The sequence below is a fragment of the Hyphomicrobium sp. genome (assembly GCF_036262015.1).
Classification (GTDB): domain Bacteria; phylum Pseudomonadota; class Alphaproteobacteria; order Rhizobiales; family Hyphomicrobiaceae; genus Hyphomicrobium_C.
Genome location: NZ_DATAJR010000009.1, coordinates 78,748 through 99,439 on the forward strand (window position 1 = coordinate 78,748; position 20,692 = coordinate 99,439).

The 20,692-nt window shown below is 62.3% G+C and carries 15 protein-coding genes; 9 read left to right on the top strand and 6 right to left on the bottom strand.

Annotated elements, in window-relative coordinates; all coding sequences use genetic code 11:
* Positions 1 to 15 precede the first annotated feature (15 nt).
* From rnr to VHO05_RS15980, 3 genes are all read right to left on the bottom strand, one after another.
* Positions 16 to 2,340 carry a ribonuclease R gene (gene rnr, locus VHO05_RS15970; protein ID WP_329647610.1) on the bottom strand — a complete coding sequence of 775 codons (2,325 nt, stop codon included), beginning with the start codon at positions 2,338 to 2,340 and terminating at the stop codon, positions 16 to 18.
* Between the two features lie 5 nt (positions 2,341 to 2,345).
* The gene (topA, locus tag VHO05_RS15975) at positions 2,346 to 5,078 is read right to left on the bottom strand and encodes a type I DNA topoisomerase (RefSeq protein WP_329647611.1); all 2,733 of its coding nucleotides are present in this window, start codon (positions 5,076 to 5,078) and stop codon (positions 2,346 to 2,348) included.
* 259 nt (positions 5,079 to 5,337) lie between these two features.
* The gene (locus VHO05_RS15980) at positions 5,338 to 5,601 is read right to left on the bottom strand and encodes a hypothetical protein (RefSeq protein ID WP_329647612.1); all 264 of its coding nucleotides are present in this window, start codon (positions 5,599 to 5,601) and stop codon (positions 5,338 to 5,340) included.
* A gap of 381 nt (positions 5,602 to 5,982) precedes the next feature.
* On the opposite strand from VHO05_RS15980, the gene VHO05_RS15985 reads away from it, so the two are divergent.
* On the top strand, positions 5,983 to 8,058 hold the full coding sequence (locus VHO05_RS15985) for a methyl-accepting chemotaxis protein (RefSeq protein ID WP_329648181.1): 2,076 nt from the start codon (positions 5,983 to 5,985) through the stop codon (positions 8,056 to 8,058).
* A gap of 76 nt (positions 8,059 to 8,134) precedes the next feature.
* Here the strand turns inward: VHO05_RS15985 and VHO05_RS15990 are convergent, their stop codons facing one another.
* Positions 8,135 to 8,827 carry an HAD family hydrolase gene (locus VHO05_RS15990; RefSeq protein ID WP_329647613.1) on the bottom strand — a complete coding sequence of 231 codons (693 nt, stop codon included), beginning with the start codon at positions 8,825 to 8,827 and terminating at the stop codon, positions 8,135 to 8,137.
* A gap of 150 nt (positions 8,828 to 8,977) precedes the next feature.
* Here VHO05_RS15990 and rpiA point away from each other — a divergent pair, with 150 nt between their 5' ends.
* The 3 genes from rpiA (at position 8,978) to VHO05_RS16005 (ending at position 11,988) form a co-directional block, all read left to right on the top strand.
* Positions 8,978 to 9,700 (top strand): ribose-5-phosphate isomerase RpiA, encoded by a 723-nt coding sequence (gene rpiA, locus VHO05_RS15995; RefSeq protein ID WP_329647614.1) that lies wholly within the window; start codon positions 8,978 to 8,980, stop codon positions 9,698 to 9,700.
* Positions 9,701 to 9,849: 149 nt separating this feature from the next.
* Positions 9,850 to 11,217: a glutathione-disulfide reductase gene (gorA, locus tag VHO05_RS16000; RefSeq protein WP_329647615.1), complete on the top strand. Its 1,368-nt coding sequence runs from the start codon at positions 9,850 to 9,852 to the stop codon at positions 11,215 to 11,217.
* Between the two features lie 15 nt (positions 11,218 to 11,232).
* Entirely contained in the window at positions 11,233 to 11,988 is a 756-nt protein-coding gene (locus VHO05_RS16005; RefSeq protein WP_329647616.1) for a glucose 1-dehydrogenase, read from the top strand.
* A gap of 7 nt (positions 11,989 to 11,995) precedes the next feature.
* On the opposite strand, the gene VHO05_RS16010 is transcribed toward VHO05_RS16005, so the two are convergent.
* Positions 11,996 to 12,214 (bottom strand): hypothetical protein, encoded by a 219-nt coding sequence (locus VHO05_RS16010; RefSeq protein ID WP_329647617.1) that lies wholly within the window; start codon positions 12,212 to 12,214, stop codon positions 11,996 to 11,998.
* Between the two features lie 335 nt (positions 12,215 to 12,549).
* Between VHO05_RS16010 and ypfJ the strand changes: the two genes are divergently transcribed.
* Positions 12,550 to 13,578: a KPN_02809 family neutral zinc metallopeptidase gene (ypfJ, locus tag VHO05_RS16015; protein ID WP_329647618.1), complete on the top strand. Its 1,029-nt coding sequence runs from the start codon at positions 12,550 to 12,552 to the stop codon at positions 13,576 to 13,578.
* 76 nt (positions 13,579 to 13,654) lie between these two features.
* Here ypfJ and VHO05_RS16020 read toward each other — a convergent pair whose 3' ends face one another.
* Positions 13,655 to 14,548, bottom strand: a complete 894-nt coding sequence (locus VHO05_RS16020; RefSeq protein WP_329647619.1) for a hypothetical protein — start codon at positions 14,546 to 14,548, stop codon at positions 13,655 to 13,657.
* A 299-nt stretch (positions 14,549 to 14,847) separates the two neighbouring features.
* On the opposite strand from VHO05_RS16020, the gene glmU reads away from it, so the two are divergent.
* The 4 genes from glmU (at position 14,848) to VHO05_RS16040 (ending at position 20,692) form a co-directional block, all read left to right on the top strand.
* On the top strand, positions 14,848 to 16,206 hold the full coding sequence (gene glmU / locus VHO05_RS16025) for a bifunctional UDP-N-acetylglucosamine diphosphorylase/glucosamine-1-phosphate N-acetyltransferase GlmU (RefSeq protein WP_329647620.1): 1,359 nt from the start codon (positions 14,848 to 14,850) through the stop codon (positions 16,204 to 16,206).
* 116 nt (positions 16,207 to 16,322) lie between these two features.
* Positions 16,323 to 18,143: a glutamine--fructose-6-phosphate transaminase (isomerizing) gene (gene glmS / locus VHO05_RS16030; protein ID WP_329648182.1), complete on the top strand. Its 1,821-nt coding sequence runs from the start codon at positions 16,323 to 16,325 to the stop codon at positions 18,141 to 18,143.
* 108 nt (positions 18,144 to 18,251) lie between these two features.
* Positions 18,252 to 19,829: an SPOR domain-containing protein gene (locus tag VHO05_RS16035; protein WP_329647621.1), complete on the top strand. Its 1,578-nt coding sequence runs from the start codon at positions 18,252 to 18,254 to the stop codon at positions 19,827 to 19,829.
* Between the two features lie 56 nt (positions 19,830 to 19,885).
* On the top strand, positions 19,886 to 20,692 hold the full coding sequence (locus VHO05_RS16040) for a DUF502 domain-containing protein (protein ID WP_329647622.1): 807 nt from the start codon (positions 19,886 to 19,888) through the stop codon (positions 20,690 to 20,692).

The following is a 20,692-nucleotide window of genomic DNA, read 5'->3' on the forward strand; positions in this document are numbered from 1 at the left end:
GCTCTCAACGCGGCATTATCTCCGCCTGCCGCGGCCGGGACGGTTGCGGAAGCGGCGTGCCCCTTTGAGATGGCTCATCGTCCCCTTTTTACCAGAGGTCAGGACCTCGAAGCGAATGGCGCCGGCGCTCGGGATGACTTCGACCAGCCGCACGGTGACAGGATCGCCGAGCTGGAATGTTTCGCCCGAGCGATTGCCGACGAGGGCGTGCGCCTCCTCGACGTGCGTGAAGAAATCCTGGCCCAGAGTCGAAACCGGCACGAAGCCGTCTGCTCCGGTCTCCTTGAGTTTCACGAACAGTCCCGAACGCGTGACGCCGGCGATGCGGCCGTCGAAGGTTGCGTCGATGCGGTCCGCGAGGTGCGCCGCGATGAGGCGGTCGATGGTTTCGCGCTCGGCGGCCATCGCGCGGCGCTCGGCATCAGAGATCTCCTTCGCGGTGTCGGCGAGGCGAGGGATCTCGTTGTCGCCCAGGCCATCCGATCCGAGGCGCAAGGCGCGGATAAGGGCGCGATGCACGAGCAAGTCCGCGTAGCGGCGGATGGGCGACGTGAAGTGCGCATACTTTGCGAGGTTCAATCCGAAATGACCGATGTTGCTCGGATTGTATTCGGCCTGGGCTTGCGAGCGGAGGATCACCTCGTTCACGAGCTCGGGGACGGGAAGAGACTTGGCCCGCTCCAGAATGCGATTGAACGCTTCGGGCTTGAGAGCTGTGCTCGCCGGCAGTTTGAAGTCGAGCGTTTCGAGAAAATCGCGCAGCGCCTTCAGCTTCTCTTTCGAGGGCTCGTCGTGGATGCGATAGACGAGGGGAGTCTTTGCATGCTCCAACGTTTCCGCCGCTGCGACGTTGGCCTGGATCATCATCTCTTCGATCAGGCGGTGCGCATCGAGGCGTTCGGGAATGACGACGCGGGAGACGCGGCCTTCCGCATCAAGCAGGATCTTGCGCTCGGGCAGGTCGAGATCGAGCGGGCCGCGCTCGTCACGTGCGCGCGAAAGTGCTGCGTAGGCCTGCCAGAGGGGCCGTAGAGCGCGTTCCATGAGCGGCGCACACTTGGCGCTGACATTTCCATCGATCGCTGCCTGCGCTTCCTGGTAGCTGAGCTTGGCGGCGCTCTTCATCACGGCGCGCAGAAATTCATGCCGGCGCTTCTTGCCGTGCGCATCGAAGATCATGCGGACGGCAAGGCAAGGACGGTCTTCCAGCTCGCGCAGGGAGCAGAGATCGTTCGAGATACGCTCGGGCAGCATAGGCACGACACGATCCGGGAAATAGACCGAGTTGCCGCGCAGTTGCGCTTCCTTGTCGAGGCGCGTACCGGAGCGAACGTAATGCGCGACGTCGGCGATGGCGACGATGACGACATAGCCTCCGCGGTTCTTCGGGTCCGTGTCGGGCTCGGCGTAGACGGCGTCGTCGTGGTCTCGTGCGTCGACCGGATCGATGGTGAGGAGCGGCGTCCCGCGAAGATCCACGCGATCATCGGGAGAAAAGGGCTTCAGCGCTTCGCTCTCGGCAATGACCGAGGCGGGGAAGTCATCCGGGATGCCGTGCGCGTGGACGGCAATGAGGCTGATCTTGCGCTGATCGTCGGGATTGCCGAGCGTTTCGAGGACGCGCGCTTCGGACATCGACTGACGGTTCTTGGCGGACAGGTCGAAACGGACAAGGTCGCCGTCTTTCGCGTTGCCCGTATTACCTTGGCGGACTTGCCAAGCGCGCAGCTCGCGGCGGTCTATGGGTTCGATGCTGCCGCCGCCTGCCGCACGCGCGCGGTAAATGCCGAGCAGACGGCGCTTGTCGCGCGGCAGGATCTTGATGGGCTCCGCCTCGTAGCGAAGCCCTTCGACGTCCGCTTCTTCAAGCTCGTTGATGCGAGCAAGGATACGGTCCCCAACGCCAATGGCGGCGCCTTCACGTTCCTCGGCGCGGGCACGGTGGGTGAGGACGAGGATGGCCGGTGGCTCGCCGTCCTCGTATTTCCAGACCGCGGGCCGTGCGATCAAATCTCCGTCGCTGTCACGGCCGGTGACTTCGAGAACCGTGACCGGCGGCAACTTGCCGACCTCGCGCAAGTCCTTTTTCGAGCCAGCGAGCGAGCCTTCGTCCGCCATCTCGTTCAGGAGACGCTTCAGTTCGACGCGCGCCTCGCCTTTTACGTTGAACGCGCGCGCGATCTCACGCTTGCCGGCCTTGCCTTCGCTTTCGCGCAGAAAGTTCAGGATGTCCTCGCGCGAGGGAAGCGCATCCTCGCGCTGCCGCCGCTTCATCGGCGCGGTGCGGAAACCCTTGGTTCCTTTCGTCGCCGATCGTCGCGGAGGCGGCTTCCTGGCCATTCAGATCAGCTTTCGGCGTCGGCTTTGGCCGCGCTCTTCTTGCCCTTGGTGGCCTTTGGCTTAGCCTTTGCCTTTGTGGACGCCTTCGCCTTGGCGGGCTTGGCGTCGCCGTCGTCGGTGGCCGTCTTCGCAGACTTCGCCGCCTTGGCGGGGGCCTTCCTTCCGGCTTTCTTGCCGCCGCCCTTGGCGACGCGCTCTTGAAGCAAGCGGATGGCGTCGTCGACCGTCAGCGTCTCGGGGTTCGTGCCCTTCGGGACCGTGGCGTTGACCTTGTTGTGGCTGACGTAGGGTCCGTACTTGCCATCGAGCACCTGGATCTTGCCGCCGCCGCCGGGATGTTCGCCGAGATCCTTCAAGACGGTTTTGACGGCCGCGCGGCCAAAGCGTCCAGCCTTGCCAGCGCGCTTTTCAGCGAGAAGTGTCACGGCGCGGTTCACGCCGATGGTGAAGACGTCCTCGATGCTCTCCACGTTGGCATAGGTGCCGTCGTGCTGGATGAAGGGGCCATAGCGGCCGAGGCCCGCCATGATCGGCGTGCCCGTCTCAGGGTGAATGCCGACCTCGCGCGGCAGCGAAAGGAGCTGCATCGCCTTTTCGAAGTCGATGGTGGCGGCGTCGATGCCCTTGGGGATCGAGGAGCGCTTGGGCTTCTCGTCGCCCTCAGCTTCGCCGAGCTGCAGGTAGGGGCCGAAGCGGCCAGACTTCACGAGCACGGGCAGGCCGCTCTCGGGATCGAAGCCAAGTTCGCGGTCGCCGCCCGTTGCCGAGGCATCGCCCGTGAGCTGGCGCGTGTACTTGCAGTCCGGGTAGTTGCCGCAGCCGATGAAGGCGCCGTTCTTGCCCGAGATCTTGAGCGAGAGGCGTCCCGTGCCGCACTTGGGGCACAAGCGCGGATCCGATCCATCTTCTTTCGACGGGAAGATGTGCGGGCCCAGCATCTCGTTCAAGGCTTCGAGCACGTCGCCAACGCGCAGATCCTTGATGCCGTCGATGGCGGCGGTGAAGTCGCGCCAGAAGTCGCGCAGCACTTCCTTGTACTCCATCTCGCCGGACGAAATGAGGTCGAGCTTCTCCTCGAGCGCAGCCGTGAAATCGAACTCGACATACTTGCCGAAGAAGCTCTCGAGGAAGGCGATGACGAGCCGGCCCTTGTCCTCGGGGATCAAGCGCTTCTTGTCGATACGGACGTAATCGCGCTCCTGCAGCACGGCGAGTGTCGAGGCGTAGGTCGATGGGCGGCCGATGCCGAGCTCTTCCATCTTCTTGACGAGCGTGGCCTCGGAGTAGCGCGGCGGTGGCTGCGTGAAGTGCTGTTCAGCCTCCATGGTGCGGTCGGTCACCTGATCGCCCTCATTGAGTGCGGGCAGGCGGCGTGCTGCATCGTCTTCGTCGGAGGTGTCGTCTTTGCCTTTTTCGATCGTGCGTACGCGGTCGTCGCGGCCTTCGTCGTAAACTTTGAGGAAGCCGTCGAAAGTTACGACGGAACCGGTGGCGCGCATCGTGTAGACCTTGCCGTCGCGGCCCTTGACCTCGATGTCGGCGGTCGTTTGCTTCATCTCGGCAGAGGCCATCTGGCTCGCGACCGCACGTTTCCAGATCAGGTCGTAGAGGCGGGCCTGGTCCTTGTCGAGGTAGCGGGCGACGGACTGCGGGGTACGAGCGACGTCGGTTGGGCGGATTGCTTCGTGCGCTTCCTGTGCGTTCTTGGCTTTCGTTTTGTACTCGCGGACGAAGGGCGCGACGTAGCGCTGGGAATACTCGCGCGCGATGAGCCCGCGAATGGCATTGATGCCTTCGGGGACGATCGTGACGCCGTCCGTTCGCATGTAGGTGATGAGGCCGACGGTCTCTCCGCCGACATCCACGCCCTCGTAGAGGCGCTGGGCAACCTGCATGGTCTGCTTGGCGGAGAAGCCGAGCTTACGCGACGCGTCCATCTGGAGGGTCGAGGTCGCGAACGGCGCATAGGGATTGCGCTTCACGTCCTTGCTCTCGACGGAGACGACACGGAAGTCGCCCTTCTCGATGGCGCGTTTGATGGCGAAGGCAGATGCCTCGTCCTTGATGTCGAGCTTCTTCAGCGTCGTGCGGTCGATGGCATTGAGGCGGGCGGGGAATTCCTCGCCGGCCTTGGTGGCCATCGTGGCTTCAATGGTCCAGTACTCGTCGGTCTTGAAGGCTTCGATCTCGGCCTCGCGGTCGCAGACGAGGCGGAGTGCGACGGACTGCACACGGCCGGCCGAGCGGGCGCCGGGGAGTTTCCGCCAGAGGACGGGAGAGAGGGTGAAGCCGACGAGGTAATCGAGGGCGCGGCGCGCCAAGTAGGCGTCGACCAGCGGCTCGTCGATCTGGCGGGGAGCGGCGATGGCCGCCATGATCGCCTGTTTGGTGACCGCGTTGAAAGCCACGCGTTCGATCTCGAGGCCCTTTTTAAGGGCCTTCTTCTGGTCGAGGATCTCGAGCAGGTGCCAGGAGATCGCCTCGCCTTCGCGATCAGGGTCGGTCGCCAGAATCAGCTTGTCAGCCTTCTTCACGGCCTCGGCGATTTCGCGAATAATCTTCTGGGAGCCGCTATCAATCTCCCAGGTCATCTCGAAGTCTTTGTCCGGGAGGACGGAACCGTCTTTGGACGGCAGGTCCCGCACGTGCCCGAAGGACGCGAGGACTTTATAGTTGGCACCCAAGTACTTATTGATCGTCTTTGCCTTGGCGGCCGATTCAACGATAACGACGTTCATTTTGCGCTTTCTGCCTTGAACGGTCTGCGCCCGGGCAGGTTCCGCCGCCGCGCTCTATCTGGGGTTGTCCAGCGCGATGCGCTGCGCGGGACGGTTCAATGCCAGGAAACTCGGGGCGGGAACATGGGGAAGGATCGGCCTCCTGTCAAACCGGCTACCGTTAAGGATGACCCGGACCCCCGCAAGCAAGCCAATATATAGAGTGAGCCGGCACAGCCTTACGACGGGCAAGTCTTTGAGAAAATAGGCCTCGCTGGCCTCAGGGGCGTTCAATCGCCGCTTCGATGTCACCGGAGATCGTTTTGGCCTGGGTGAAGTCGCTCACCTCACAGTAGCCCTCCATTGTGCTCAGAAGGTCGTCAACCTTCGATCGTGCCGGATCGGCGAGCTGTCTCTCATCGGCAGCGTCAGCAAGGTCGAGCGCGACTTTGAAGCACTCGTCGACACTTGGCGGCACCTCGGCGGCTAGTGAGGGCCGAGCGCATGCGATTGCCAGCGCGGCGGCTGCGAGGTGTTTCAGCATTTGCAGTCCTTTGTGACGTTGGGCCCGATAGGCGCGCCGTGGCCCATAACGGACCTTAGTCCGTGTTAGGTGAGTCTTCGGGGTAAATTTGTGGCGCGACCGTTCCTAAATCCGTTTCTCCATGAAACGGTCGATTGTTCGCGGTCTGATTTTGCAGGCGCCCGCGATTGCGTTTTTGACGACGAAAGTTTCGCGTCATTTATTTTTGCTGCTGCAACAGCTACTGAATGAAACTCCTGTTTCATACGATGTATGGAGAACAGATTATTTAATTGGCTCGTTTTGTCTCTATTGGGTATTTTTTAATCGCTGTCCCTTTTTACTAGCGGTGAGAATTTTTGTTTCCCATCGGCATAGTTTCAAGGATGTGCGGCCGTGCATATGCATTCTCTTCCAATCAAAATATCTCTCGTCGCGGGTGCGGCGATTGCAGCAGTTTTTGGTGTAGGTACTTATTTCCTCGCCCAAAACGCCGGCGATGTGATCAATCGGCAAAACGATGAGATCCAAAACAACGTCGCCTACAACCAGGCACTGGATGCCAGCAAAAAACTCGATACGGCTGCTAAAGTCGCGGAAAACGTTTCGACCATCAGCGCAGCTCTCAAGGCAAAAGGGGTTGTCGACCGCGGAACGTTCGACGAGCTTCTAAAGAGCCTGCTCGTGAAAAACACCGATCTTCTCGGTGTCTGGACCGGTTGGGAGCCGAATGCGCTCGACGGGAAGGATAGCGAGTTCGCGAATGCGCAAGGACATGACGCCTCAGGCCGTTTCTTGCCGTATTGGAATCGCCCTACCGATAAGTTGGTTCGCGAAGTCCTGGTCGATTACGACAAGGAGGGTGCCGGGAACTACTACCTTGTGCCCATGAAGGAAAACCGCTCCGTTGCCATAGAACCTTATCTCTATCCAATCGCCGGTAAGGACGTTTTGATTTCTTCCTTCAGCGTTCCCATCGTGCTCGATGGCAAAACGATTGGCGTGGGTGGCGTCGATATCAATCTCGAAAGCCTCAACGTCACCATGCAGAAGATCAAGCCGTTCGAGACCGGCTTCGTGTCCATGGTGTCGGCGTCGGGCGTTGCGATTACGCACCCTGACAGCAAAGCGATCGGCAAGCCGATGGCCGCTTCGGACGCTGCCACGGCGGCAGTGGCCAAGCAGGCGATGGAGACGAAGAAGGTCGTTTCGACCGAAGCTATCGGCACGGATGGCCAAGCTTGGCACTATCTCGCCACGCCTATCGCCGCAGGCCATACCAATGACTACTGGGCGGTCGTGGTGGGCGTTCCGGTCGCCACGCTGCAGGCAACGGTTTCGAGCACGCGTGCAAGCATGTATGCGCTGTCTGCATTTTGCATCCTGATCGTTTCCGGGTTGCTTTTTGTTGCGCTCAAGATGCTCGTTGGAAACCCGCTTGTCGCGCTGTCCACATCGTTCGATCGCATGGCTTCGGGTGATCTCCAGACGAACGTGCCGGGCGCTGATCGCTCGGATGAGGTTGGCGACATCGGCAAAGCGGTTCTGCGCCTGCGTGACAGCCTTCAGGAGAAGGCCCGCGTGGAAGCTGAGGAGAAGGCTCAGCGTGAGCATATCGCAGCTGCTGAGCGCAAGTCCGAGATGCGCCGTCTTGCCGACGCGTTCCAGCAGGCCGTGGGCGGGATCGTCGGAAGCGTTTCGTCGGCTGCAGGTCAGCTCGAGAGCGCGGCCTCCACTCTGACGCAGACCGCAGAGACGACGCAGCAGCTTTCGAACGGAGCTGCCGCTGCTTCCGAACAGACTTCTGCCAACGTCGAAGGCGTGGCGGCGGCCTCAGAGCAGCTGGCGACCACCGTCACTGAGATCAGCCGTCAGGTCCAGGAAAGCAGCACGATCGCAAACCGCGCCGTGACGCAGGCCGCTCGTACGAACGACCACGTGAACGCCCTGTCGCAGTCGGCCGATCGTATTGGTGATGTGATCAATCTGATCAGCACGATTGCTGGCCAGACCAATCTTCTCGCGTTGAACGCCACGATCGAAGCCGCACGCGCCGGCGATGCCGGCAAGGGCTTCGCGGTGGTTGCGCAGGAGGTCAAGGCGCTGGCCTCTCAGACCGCCAAGGCTACGCACGAAATCTCGGCTCAAATCGCCGGGATGCAATCGGCGACGAACGAAGCGGTCGAGGCCATCCGCGAGATAACCGAAACCATCAATAAGGTGTCCGAGATTTCGGGCGCGATCGCAGCGGCCGTCGAAGAGCAAGACGCGACGACCAAAGAGATCAGCCGCAACGTCACGGAAGCCGCGAGGGGCACATCGGAGGTCGCAAGCAGCATCACGGACGTCAGCAAGGGCGCTTCGCATACGGGTGCGGCTTCGTCCCAGGTGCTTTCTTCTGCGCGCCAGCTCGCGGGGGAGAGCCAGAATCTCAGCGTCGAGGTCGAGCGTTTCCTGGCCAACGTGCGCGCCGCGTAACGGGAACGCGCCGTCCATTTGCACAAAAAAATACCCCGGCGGGTTCTCTCCTGCCGGGGTTTTTCTTTGAGGGGTTTCAGTCCGTCGGGGCGGAAGCCGCTTTGGTCAGCAAGGTTCTTACGGCAGTCTCCAACTCGGAATAGTGAGAAATGACGGCATCCGGCGCGAGGACGTCCATGGGCTCTTCTGCATAGCCGAACGTGCACCCGATCACGGGAATGCCGGCGGCGCGCGCGGCAGCAATGTCGATCCCGGTATCGCCAATCATGATGGCGCTCTTGATGTCACCCTTGGCCATTGCGACGGCGCCCCTCACATGATCGGGGTGCGGCTTGTAGACGGGAAAGCTGTCGCGGCCAGCAATGGCAGCGAAGAGGCCGTCGATACCGAGCTCGCCGAGAAGGCGTTCGGCCAGGGCCAGGCGCTTGTTCGTACAAACGGCCAGGCGGGCTCCCTCAGCGCGAAAACGTTCGAGAGCTGTGACGGCGCCGTCGAATGGGCGGCTTTCGCGGGCGATGTTGGGCTCGTAGTAGGCGAGAAACAGTGACAGCAGGCGGTCGATTTCGGGTTCGGGAAGGGTGCGGCCGGTTTGGTTAAGGCCCTCAACGATCATGCGGCGTGCGCCGAACCCAATGGTATGCCGCAGTGTTTCAGCTGGGATCGGAGGCAGGCCCAGATCGGCCAGAGCGTGATTGGTGGCCGCGACCAGGTCTGGAGCGGTGTCGACAAGCGTGCCGTCGAGATCGAAAACAAGAGTCGCGTTCTGCATGGGGCTCCGTGTAGGCGCATCTCGTGAGGGCTGCAAGACGGTGCAGTGGCGCATTGGTCCGCTTACCTCTGCAATCGATGCGCCGTCTGCTCTTGAAGCTTGCTCTTAGGGTCAACCACTGGCAGACAAAGGGAAATAGAAGGACACGGGATGTCGGTTGATAGCTACAAGCTTGCCGCGGCGCGGCACGCCCTGAAGTTTGTCGAGCCCAAGATGCGGCTGGGCCTCGGCACGGGGTCAACGGCGTCGCTGTTCGTGGAGCTGTTGGGGGAAGAGGTGCGCGGAGGGCTGCAAGTCCTTTGTGTTCCGACCTCTGAAGCGACACGCGCGCTTGCGGCGCGCTTGGGAATTCCACTGACGACATTGGATGAGACACCGCTGCTCGATCTTACGATCGACGGTGCCGATGAACTCGACAATGAGCTGCGCCTCATCAAGGGCGGTGGCGGGGCATTGCTGCGCGAGAAGATCGTGGCGACAGCATCGGACCGCATGATCGTCATTGCGGATGCTTCGAAGCGTGTCGAGAAACTTGGCGCGTTTCCTTTGCCGGTCGAGGTTGCGCGGTTCGGAGTGACAGCCACCCGCAACATGATCGAGATGTTGGCCGCTGATTCCGGTTGCCAGGGAGAGATCAAACTCAGGATCGGGAGCGACGGTAATCCGTTTATTACCGACGGGGGGAACTACATCTTCGACTGCGCATTCGGTGCGATCGACGATCCGGAATCCCTCGACGAAGCCCTGAAGTTCATCCCGGGTGTCGTCGAGAATGGCTTGTTTCTCGGTATCGCGGACATTGCCGTCATCGGCGGTCCGGACGGCTTGGCGGTCATCGAGGCCAGCTACGGGGAAAGCCAAGAGGCCGTTTAGCCTAATTTTGGTTATCGTGCTTCTTATCGGAAAACCGGTTTCCACTTTTCCGGAAGCACTTTACGCCTGAGACCCCATGGCGGTTGCGCGGTGGGCGGACTTCGGTCAGGTTGGCCGCTATCCCTCTTCTTCCCGGACCTTTGCACGTCATGGCAGCGACGGATTTCGATCTCTTCGTCATCGGCGGCGGCTCTGGCGGTGTGCGCGCTGCGCGCATCGCGGCGGGCCATGGAGCCCGTGTCGCGATCGCGGAATGCGACAGGTTCGGCGGCACCTGTGTGATCCGCGGCTGCGTGCCCAAGAAGCTGCTCGTTTATGCGTCGCGCTTTGGCGACGAATTCGAGGATGCCGCCGGTTTCGGCTGGACGCTCGGCAGTACGCCAACCTTCGACTGGGCGACACTGATCGCGAACAAGGATCGCGAGATCAAGCGGCTCGAGCAGATCTACGAGGGAAATCTCAAAGCGAAGGGCGTAACGACGCTCGCGACGCGCGCGGCGCTCGATGGGCCGGGCCGCGTAAAGCTTGCCGACGGCTCGCACGTCACGGCGCGGACGATCCTGATCGCGACCGGCGGACATCCGACCCGGTATGGTGACATTCCGGGTGCGGGGCATATCGTTACCTCGAATGAGATCTTCGAGCTGAAGGCGCTGCCCAAGAGGATCGTCGTTTGCGGCGGCGGATACATTGCCGTGGAGTTTGCTTCGATCTTCGCCGGGCTTGGCGTCGAGACGACGCTGATCCATCGCCGTGAAAAGGTGCTGCGGGGTTTTGACGAGGACCTGCGCGATGCATTGATGGAGGCGCTTGCCGCGCGCGGCATCCGGCTGATGATGAGCGAGGCGATCACGGGGATTGCGCAGGATGGTGTGTGCTTCAACGTGGCGCTACGCAGCGGCGGTACGGTCAAAACGGATCTTGTTCTCAGCGCGATCGGACGCGCGCCGTCGACCGGCAACCTCGGGCTCGAGACCGTTGGGATCAAGACAGGTCCGCGCGGTGAGATTCTCGTCGACAGTTTTTCTCAGTCGACGGTTTCCGGGATCTATGCGGTCGGCGATGTGACGGATCGGGTCAACCTGACGCCCATCGCCATTCGCGAGGGGCACGCCTTCGCCGACACCGTATTCGGCAACAAGCCGACGCAAGTCGATCACACGCTGGTGCCGACCGGTGTCTTCACGACGCCGGAACTCGCGACAGTCGGTCTCTCCGAGCAAGCTGCGCGCGAGTTTGGCCACGAGCTCGATCTCTACAAGGCGCGTTTTCGTCCCATGCGGAACACGGTATCGGGCCGGAACGAGCGTACGCTCATGAAGCTTGTCGTCGATCGCGGGACGCAGCGTGTTCTCGGCTGCCATGTGCTCGGCCCAGATGCGGCCGAAATCGTGCAAATGGCAGCGATTGCGCTTCAGCTCCGTGCGACGAAAGCGGATTTCGACGCAACCGTCGCCTTGCACCCATCGGCGGCGGAAGAACTGATGACGCTGCGCGAAAAATGGATTCCCACTTAAAGACAGAGAGTACGCATGACCCGATTGAAAGACAAAGTTGCCGTTGTGACCGGTTCGGGTGCCGGTATCGGGCGTGCGATTGCCGGCTTGTTCGCGGCAGAAGGCGCGCATGTGTTCGTCACGGACATCAACGGCGAAAGTGCAAATGAGACCGCGGAGGCCTTGCGCGGAAAAGGTCTCAACGCGACGGCGATGACGGTCGACGTGTCGCGCGGTCAGGACGTGTCCGCGCTCTTTCGCGAGGTCGAGCGCGTTTTCGGGCGGGCGGACGTCGTCGTCAACAATGCGGGCCTCAACGTCCGTAGCGATTTCCGCCATCTGTCCGATGCGGACTGGGTGAAGATCCGCGAAGTGAACCTCGACGGTGTGGTGCGCATTGCGCGCGACGCATTCGGATTGCTGAAGGCGTCGGGACAAGGCTCGCTGATCAACGTGTCGTCGATCATGGGGCAGCGCGGCTTGCGGCAGCTCGCCGGGTATTCGGCGACGAAAGGGGCCGTCACGGCCCTCACCAAGGCGCTGGCCGTCGAATATGCGCCTTACAACATCCGAGTGAATTCCCTGGCGCCGGGCTACATCGACACGGCTTTGACCGAGCGTTTTCTCAAGAATCCGCTCGTTGCCAAGGCGCTTCTGGACAAGACCCCCATGCGCCGCTTCGGCACGTCCGAGGAGATCGCACGCGCGGCGCTGTTCTTCGCCAGCGACGATTCTGCCTACGTAACGGGAGCCGAACTGGCCGTCGACGGCGGAATGACTGCGGGGCTTTAGCCGACGCTCAGGCGCGGGCTTCCGATGTGCGGGTCAGCACCTTGAGCGCTGGTGCTGCCTGCAGACGTGCCAGCTTCACCGGGTGGCGACGCGCCTTCACCGAAACCTCGGCGGCGTCTTTTCGTTCTGCAGACGAGGTTTTGGGTGGAAGGGGCTTTCTCGAGGGCTTGGCGCGGAAGGGCGGAAGTGGACGCAGCAAAATCGCCTCCATCAGGCTGAGTTTCATCTTGCGGTTCGGCACCGCCAAGCGATAGCGGCTTTAACACTTGAGCTTCCTGCGCTGCAATCGCGCGACGCGCCTCGCCCACAGGTCCAGACCGGCACGACCCCTTGAGCAATCGACATGCCAATGGGCAGAGAGACGAAAAAAGCGTTTCATCTCAGTTTTTTGCGTGCTCATCCTCTGTATGCGTTGCCGGATGAGCACGGAAGTCCGACTAAAGTTTTTGCGTGACGTGCTCGTCGCGTTGGCATCCGTAAGACAAACACATGGCAAACGTCTGGCTCTTCGCCCGGCTCTAGCGTTATCTTCAGGGTCGACAACGGCAAACAGGGTGCCTCATGCGCTACGAAGATGATGACCGCCAAAGCAACAACGTCGACGACCGGCGCGGCCAGGGTGGTGGTCCTTTCCGGTTTCCCGGCAGCGGTGGCGGCGGGCGCGGCATCCAGATCCCGATCGGCGGCCGTGGCGGCATGAGCCTGACGTCGCTGCTCATCCTGGGCGCCATCATGCTGTTCTTCGGGATCAATCCCCTGGAGATCCTGTTCGGCGGCGGAGGTGGCCTCCCTGACATCGCACGCCCGCCGGAGCAGCAGCAGGCGGAGCCTCCGGGGCGGCAGGCAGGGCGCAATCCGTTCGACATTCCCGGCATGCCTGGCGAAGACACAACGGCACCCTCCGGACCTTCAGGGCAGGCGACGAAGCCGGTTCCCAAGTCCAATGACGAAATGAAGGTGTTTATCTCTCGGGTGCTTGCGGACACCGAGGACGTCTGGAGCCAAATCTTCGCGAGCTTCGGCCGCAAGTACAATGAGCCGAAGCTCGTCCTGTTCAGCGGCGGCACCCAAACGGCATGCGGAACGGGCGTTTCGGCCATGGGCCCGTTTTATTGTCCGCTGGATCAGAAGGTTTACGTGGACCTCTCGTTCTATGACGAACTTAAGCGCCGGTTTAACGCGCCGGGCGACTTCGCTCAGGCCTACGTGATTGCGCATGAAGTCGGCCACCACGTGCAGACGCTGCTCGGCATCTCGGAGCAAGTGCAGCGTGCCAAGTCGCAAGTCAGCGAGCGGGAAGGCAACCGCATCCAGGTGATGATGGAGCTGCAGGCGGACTGCCTGGCGGGCGTTTGGGCGAACCACCTCAATACGCAAGCGAAGAGCCGGCTGGAAAGTGGCGACATTCAAGAGGGACTGAACGCGGCAAGCCAGATCGGCGACGACATGATTCAGAAGAAGACCCAGGGACGCATCGTACCGGATGCCTTCACGCACGGGACGTCCGAACAGCGCGTGCGGTGGTTCACCCAAGGGTTCGAGTCTGGTCAGATGAAGGCTTGCGATACCTTCCGGGCGGATGACCTATAGGGAAGTCGCCAGACACAGAAAAAATCTCCCCGCCGAGGCGGGGAGATTGAGGTGGTTGGATCGATTTACGCCGCCCTTAGAGCGCATCGCCCGTGAAGCGGCTGACCTGGCAGGGTGTGGCTTTCATCGCCAGCTCTTGGCAGAGGCGCCGGGCTTCGTCGACTGAGGCAACCGGACCTACAACAAGGTCGTAGGTTTGTTCGGGACCTGACGTGTCGGTCACGTAGCGCGGTTGTAGCGAGCGGAAGTTTTCGCCGTGGCGCTCGTTGAGGAGCGTCCAGCTTAAGCGAAGACTATCGACAGACGGACCGGTCGCGATCTGGACACCGACGAGATTGGTGGCCGGCGGGGCGACGGGAGCCGGATTGTTCGACGGCGGGACTGCGATTGTCGTCGTCACAGTCGGCGGGCCGAACGAGATGGCGCCTGCGGCAGGTTGCGCGACGCTGCCTGTCTCAAGCGCAGCTTCCGGAGCTTTCTTGGCCGTAGGCGTTGCGGTCTTGGCCGCTGTCTTTGCGGCCTCAGCTGCTGCTACCTTTTCCTCGGCCTTAGCTTTCGCCTTGGCGAGTTTGTCCTGGGCGGCCTTCGCGGCTGCGTCCTTGGCGGCCTGCTTGGGATCCACCGGCGGCGTTTCGAGAGACGCGATGCGGCTCTCGACGTTGCGTGCGATTTCGGTCTGGTTCGTGACCTGAGCGCGGATCTCGATCAGTTCATTGCGGAACAGATCGATGGTGTTGCGGAGCGTCTGGACCTCGGCGACGGTCTCAGTAATCGCCTTCTGGTTGGCGTCCGCTTCGGCGGAATTCCCTCCTGCGCCCAAATAGTGGGCGACCGTGGAGGGCTGAGTTGCCAACAGTACGAGGTACAGGACCGATGCCGTCGCACCCGCAGCCCAAATCAGGGCGTAAGGGGAGAACATGCGGCCCTTCGGCTGTGGCGAACTCGGCTGCGGGAGGCTCTTTTCCGTCATGATTTGCTTTCCGGACCTACTGATGTGGAGGCAATTTCACCGCGTCGCGGCCGGACTTGCGGACCTGCCAAATCAACTCCGGGCGACGCGACCTCAACCCGTAGACGGTGGTGCTCTGAGTCCGCCGGGAGGGTCAACGTAACGAGCCGATGCAACTGTGGACGAGTTGGGGAAATCGGTGGGTGCAGTGATGATTCTGCTCGTTGAGTATCTGCAACGCGTTCATTTGCGAATGACGATCGGGGGAGATAGCGTGCAGCCGATTCTAGTGTCCCGCTTATCCGATCCAGGGTTTTGTCATGAGCCGATCGCTGCTGACTGTCATTCTTGCCGCCGGCAAGGGAACGCGTATGCGCTCAAACCTGCCCAAGGTGCTGCACCGTATCGCCGGGCGCTCGATGCTGGGGCATCTTCTGGCGCTTGCCAAAAGCGTCCGTGGCGAGAAGCTTGCCGTCGTCGTGGGGCCGGACATGGAGATTGTCCGGAAGGAAACGCTCTCTGCGGCGCCGAGCGCAGATGTCTACGTTCAGACACAGCAGCTCGGTACGGCAGACGCCGTTCTCGCGGCGCGCGAGGCCATCCAGGGGCACTCCGGCGATCTTCTGGTGTTGTTCGCCGACACGCCGCTTCTGACGCAAGATACGATCACGGCGTTGCTCGGTGAGTTGGAACGCGGCGCGCAGGTCGCTGTGCTCGGCTTCGGAGCGCGAGAGCCGGGCAGCTACGGCCGTCTGATTACGGCGCCAGACGGCTCGTTGAGCGCCATTCGAGAAGCAAAGGACGCGAGCGAGGCGGAACTCAAGATCCGGCTCTGCAATTCAGGCGTCATGGCGTTCCGGCTCGATGCGCCGCTCGATGTCCTCGGTCAAATCGGCAATGCCAACGCCAAGGGCGAATTCTATCTGACCGACGCGATCGAGATCATCCGGTCCAGGGGGGGACGGGCCGCCGTTGTCGTCTGCGACGAGGACGAGGTGCTGGGGGTCAACTCCCGGCGTGAGTTGGCGGGTGCGGAGGCCATCTGGCAGCGTCGGGCTCGCGACAAGGCCATGGCGGATGGTGCGACGCTTATTGCGCCGGAGACCGTGTGGCTTTCCTTCGACACGGTGCTCGGGCGCGATGTGGTGATTGAACCGAACGTATTTTTCGGCCCCGGCGTAACAGTCGAAGACGGTGCGGAAATCAAGGCCAACTCCCATCTGGAAGGTGCCCGTGTTGGCGCTGGGGCCAGAATTGGTCCATTTGCCCGGTTGCGGCCCGGTGCGGTGCTCGGCCGCGACGTCCACATCGGTAATTTCGTCGAGGTCAAGAACGTCTCGCTCGGCGACGGCGCCAAGGCCAACCATCTGTCCTATCTCGGCGACGGGTCCGTGGGCGCGAAGGCCAACATCGGGGCCGGCACTATCTTCTGCAACTACGACGGCTTTTTCAAACATAAGACGGAGATCGGCGAGGGCGCGTTTGTCGGATCGAACTCGGCCCTTGTCGCACCGGTCAAAATCGGTGCAGGGGCGTATATCGGCTCAGGCAGCGTCATCACGAAGGATGTTCCGGCCGACGCGCTCGCGCTCGAACGCAGCGGCCAGGAGGAGCGGGCCGGGTGGGCGCAAAAATTCCGAACCATGATGGCGCGGCGTAAGGCCAGCGCGGCGAAATGAGGCGCCGTTAACAATAGACATATTGTTTGATTTGAATGGGCGCAGAACGTTTCGTACGCCTCTTCGAGAGTAGTCTCGCGTTCGCAATCCCGATACAGCAGCGAAAGGCTTACCCCATGTGCGGCATCGTCGGCATTCTCGGCAGCAAGCCCGTGGCGACGGATCTCGTCGACGCTCTGCGGCGGCTCGAGTATCGCGGCTACGATAGTGCGGGGATCGCGACCGTCGAGAACGGTCATCTTGAGCGCCGGCGCGCGGAAGGTAAGTTGCGCAATCTCGAGACGCGGCTGATCTCCGAACCGCTGTCGGGCCATACGGGTATCGGACACACGCGCTGGGCGACGCATGGACGTCCGACCGAGCGCAATGCGCACCCGCATATGACCGCGAAGGTCTCGGTCGTGCACAACGGCATCATCGAAAATTTCCGTGAGCTTCGCGCCGAGCTTTCCGCGAAGGGCCATTCGTTCGAAACGGATACCGACACGGAAGCCGTCGTGCATCTTGTCACCCACGAGCTGCAGCAAGGCCTCGGGCCGATCGAGGCGGTGAAGTCGGCGCTCGATAAACTCAAGGGCGCCTTTGCGCTCGGGATTATTTTTGCCGGCGAAGACGATCTCATGATCGCCGCGCGGCAAGGCAGCCCGCTCGCCATCGGTCATGGACGCGGTGAAATGTATCTCGGGAGCGATGCCATTGCGCTCGCGCCGTTCACCGACGCCATCACGTACCTCGATGAGGGCGATTGGGCCGTGATGCGACGCTCGGGCGTCGAGATCTTCGATCGCGCTGGGCAAGCGGTTACGCGGCCGCTGATCAAGTCGGTCGCCAGCTCTCTGCTCGTCGACAAGGGCAACCATCGCCACTTCATGGCGAAGGAAATTCACGAGCAGCCCGACGTCATCAGCCATACGCTGTCGAACTATCTCGATATGGCGAAGGGGCGGGTGAATTTTCCGGATCTCGGCGTGGACCTCGCCAAGATTTCGCGTGTCACGATCTCGGCGTGCGGTACTGCCTATTACGCGGGCCTCGTGGCCAAGTACTGGATCGAGCGGTACGCGCGCGTTCCCGTCGAGATCGACGTGGCTTCGGAGGCTCGCTATCGCGAGGCGCCGCTGCCGGAAGGTGGTCTGGCCGTGTTCGTTTCCCAGTCGGGTGAAACGGCGGACACTCTGGCGACGCTGCGGTACTGCAAGGCGAATGGTCAGCGCATCGCATCCGTCGTCAACGTGCGGACGTCGACGATTGCGCGGGAATCGGACGCCGTGCTGCCGACGCTTGCGGGTCCCGAGATCGGCGTCGCATCAACGAAGGCGTTTACCTGCCAGCTTGCCGCGCTGGCCTGCCTCGCCATCGCGCTCGGGAAGGCACGCGGATCGATTTCGGACGACCTCGAGCAGGAACTCGTCGGTGCGCTGATCGAGGTGCCGCGACTCATTTCGACAATGCTGCGCAACGAGGAGCAGTTCATCGAGCTCGCGCAGACGCTGTCGAAGGCCCGGGACGTCCTCTATCTCGGCCGCGGGTCGAACTACCCGCTGGCGCTCGAGGGCGCGCTGAAACTAAAGGAGATTTCGTACATTCACGCCGAGGGCTATGCGGCCGGCGAGTTGAAACACGGGCCGATCGCACTGATTGACGAGAGCGTGCCCGTGATCGTGGTCGCTCCTGCCGACGACCTCCTGGAGAAAACCGTCTCGAACGTGCAGGAAGTTGCCGCGCGGGGCGGCCAGATCATATTGATCTCTAACGCAAATTCTGAAGCCATTGGGTGCCAGCTCGCGGCTCACATTACGACGCCTACGGCTCATCCGTTGACCAATCCTCTCATCTATGCCGTTCCGGTCCAGCTTCTCGCCTATCATACGGCCGTGTTTATGGGGACGGACGTCGACCAGCCGCGCAATCTCGCCAAATCGGTGACCGTGGAATGAGGGGATAAGGTTTTTGCGGGATTGCCCCGGAATTGCCCTTTCCGTCTGGTTGACATAAACGTTTTTCGAGGGGTGCTGCGTCTGTTTATGGGGCAGGGATAAGAGCGCATGGTCAATGCGACGCGTCGATGGACGAGGGGGGAACGTTCGGGCCAGGCATGGTCCGGCGTGCCGCGGCTGGGAGCTGCGGTTCTCGCTCTGAGCCTCGCCGGTCTTCCGCTCGCCGCGGACGCGGTGGGACAGCAGGCCAAGAAGGCCAAGGCCTCCAAAGAGAATTCCGAGCCAGCGCAGAAGGACACCGCTGGCGTGCAGCGCGCCTATGCGGCAGGAACCAGGGCATTTCAGAGCGGCGATCTTGCGACGGCGGAGCGCGAGCTTTCCGTCGCGCTGGCGGGCGGTGGTCTGCCCAATCCGCAAATGGCGCGCGCGCTTTACATGCGCGGTTCCGCTTATCGCCAACTCGGACGGCCGGCACAGGCCATTTCGGATCTGACAACCGCAATCTGGCTCAAGAACGGATTGACGGGTGAGGACAAGACCAAGGCCACGGAAGCGCGTCAGCTTGCCTATCGCGAAGCTGGTCTCGGGGATACGCCACCGCCGATTGGTGCCGCTCCGCTCGATCAGGGGGGGGCAGCGACGGCGTCTTCCGCACCGGCGCCTGCGCCAGGGGCACAGGTCGTCGAAGTGACGCCGCAAGGGTTCTGGAGCGGCTTTTCGATGCCGTCCCTGACTGGCGGCTCATCGAAACCGGCTCAGACTGCCTCCGGTACCGCCCCCGCACCGGCCCAGGAGTCGTCATTCTGGAGCTTCATCCCCGGCATGTCGGGATCCTCGTCGTCGGCGCCGCAGCCTGCTCAGACCGCCACTCTGACTGCTACGCAGGGTGATACCGGTTTCGGGGCGGTCGTGACCCCAGCCGAGGCTTCTCCGGCTCTCGCCGCCGCGTCTGCGCCCACCGCGATCGGGCAGACGTCGTCGTGGGATACGCAGACGGCTGCAACCCAAGAACCCCCCGCCGCACAGCCGATTTCGACTGGCTACGCACCGGCGCCCGAATCGTCGGGCCTGAATACGATGCCGGGTGCCTCGCCCGCTGCGCCGTCGCAGGGGACATCGTGGAACCCGCTCGCTGGAACTGGCACCGCGGTCGGCAATTTCTTCGGCAACGTTTTCGGATCGGGATCGCAGCAGGCGGCGGCCGAGCCGTCTCCGGTCACGACCGGCTCTACGGCTCATAATTCAAACTGGGGTGCCGATACCGTCGTTACCGCGCAAACATCGTCGATGGTCCAGCGCGGGCCGGATGCTCCACCCTCTACTCCGCCAACCGCGAGCGGGGAGGGGCATCTGCCCTGGACCGCGGCAGCTTCTCCGGAAGCGCCTCAGGTTCGCACAAAGGTGGCCGCTGCGGCTCCGCCGCCGGCTGCGGGCGGTGGCAAATACAAGCTGCAGGTGGCCGCGGTGCGCTCTCGTGAGGAAGCGGAGAAGCTCGCGCAGACGCTGCGCAGTTATCAGTCCGTCCAGAATGGCACCGTGTCGCCCGAGATCGACGAAGCGGTAATCGGCAGCATGGGCACGTTCTACCGTGTGCGGCTGGGGCCGTATGCGGATGCCACCGAGCCCGGGCAACTCTGCAAGACCCTTAAGCCCCAGGGTTTCGACTGCCTTGTGGTGACCCAGTAGGTGAGCCATAGCGCGGGTGTTGACGAGGGGAACCCTAGACCTCACCATAGCGCGCGATGACGGACAAACCTTCCGGCAAGACCAACAGCGGTAACGACGGAAGCCTTTCCGCCGGCCTTCAGCGTTTGACGCATGATGACGGCACGCCGCTTCGGATCGGCGCGCGGCTCCGGAACTATTTTCTCACGGGTCTGATCATCGTCGGCCCGGTTACGCTGACCATCTACATCATTTGGTGGGTCATCAACGTTACGGATGCGTGGCTCAAGCCATTCGTCCCGACGGCCTATCTGCCCGATACGTATTTGCCGTTTGCGGTGCCGGGCATCGGGCTTTTGTTCGGCATTGTTTTTCTGACGATTACGGGTGCGCTGGCCGCGAATCTGTTGGGGCGCTCGCTGATCTCGTTCGGCGAGATGGCGCTCGACCGCATGCCCATCGTGCGTAACGTGTACCGGGCGCTGAAGCAGTTCTTCGAGTCCCTTGTCACGGCGACGGCGAGCGGGACGCAGGCCGGCTTCGAGAAAGTCGGGCTGATCGAATTCCCATCGAAGGGGCTATGGTCGATCGTGTTCGTGACGGGCGAGACGAAGGGCGAAATCAACCTCACGCAACCCGGCGGGGAGGAGGATCTTGTCACGGTCTTCATGCCGACCGGTATCGTGCCGCCGACAGGCTTCATCTGTTTCGTGCCACGTAGGGACGTGACGTTCCTCAAGATGTCGGTCGAAGACGCGGCGAAGATCGTGATCTCGGCCGGCATGGTGGTGCCGGACTACGAGGCGCGGCTCAAGCAACTCGCCGAGCGCGTCAAGACCGAGACCAAGCGGCCGCCGCCACCGGCAGCGACGTCTTCGACCTGA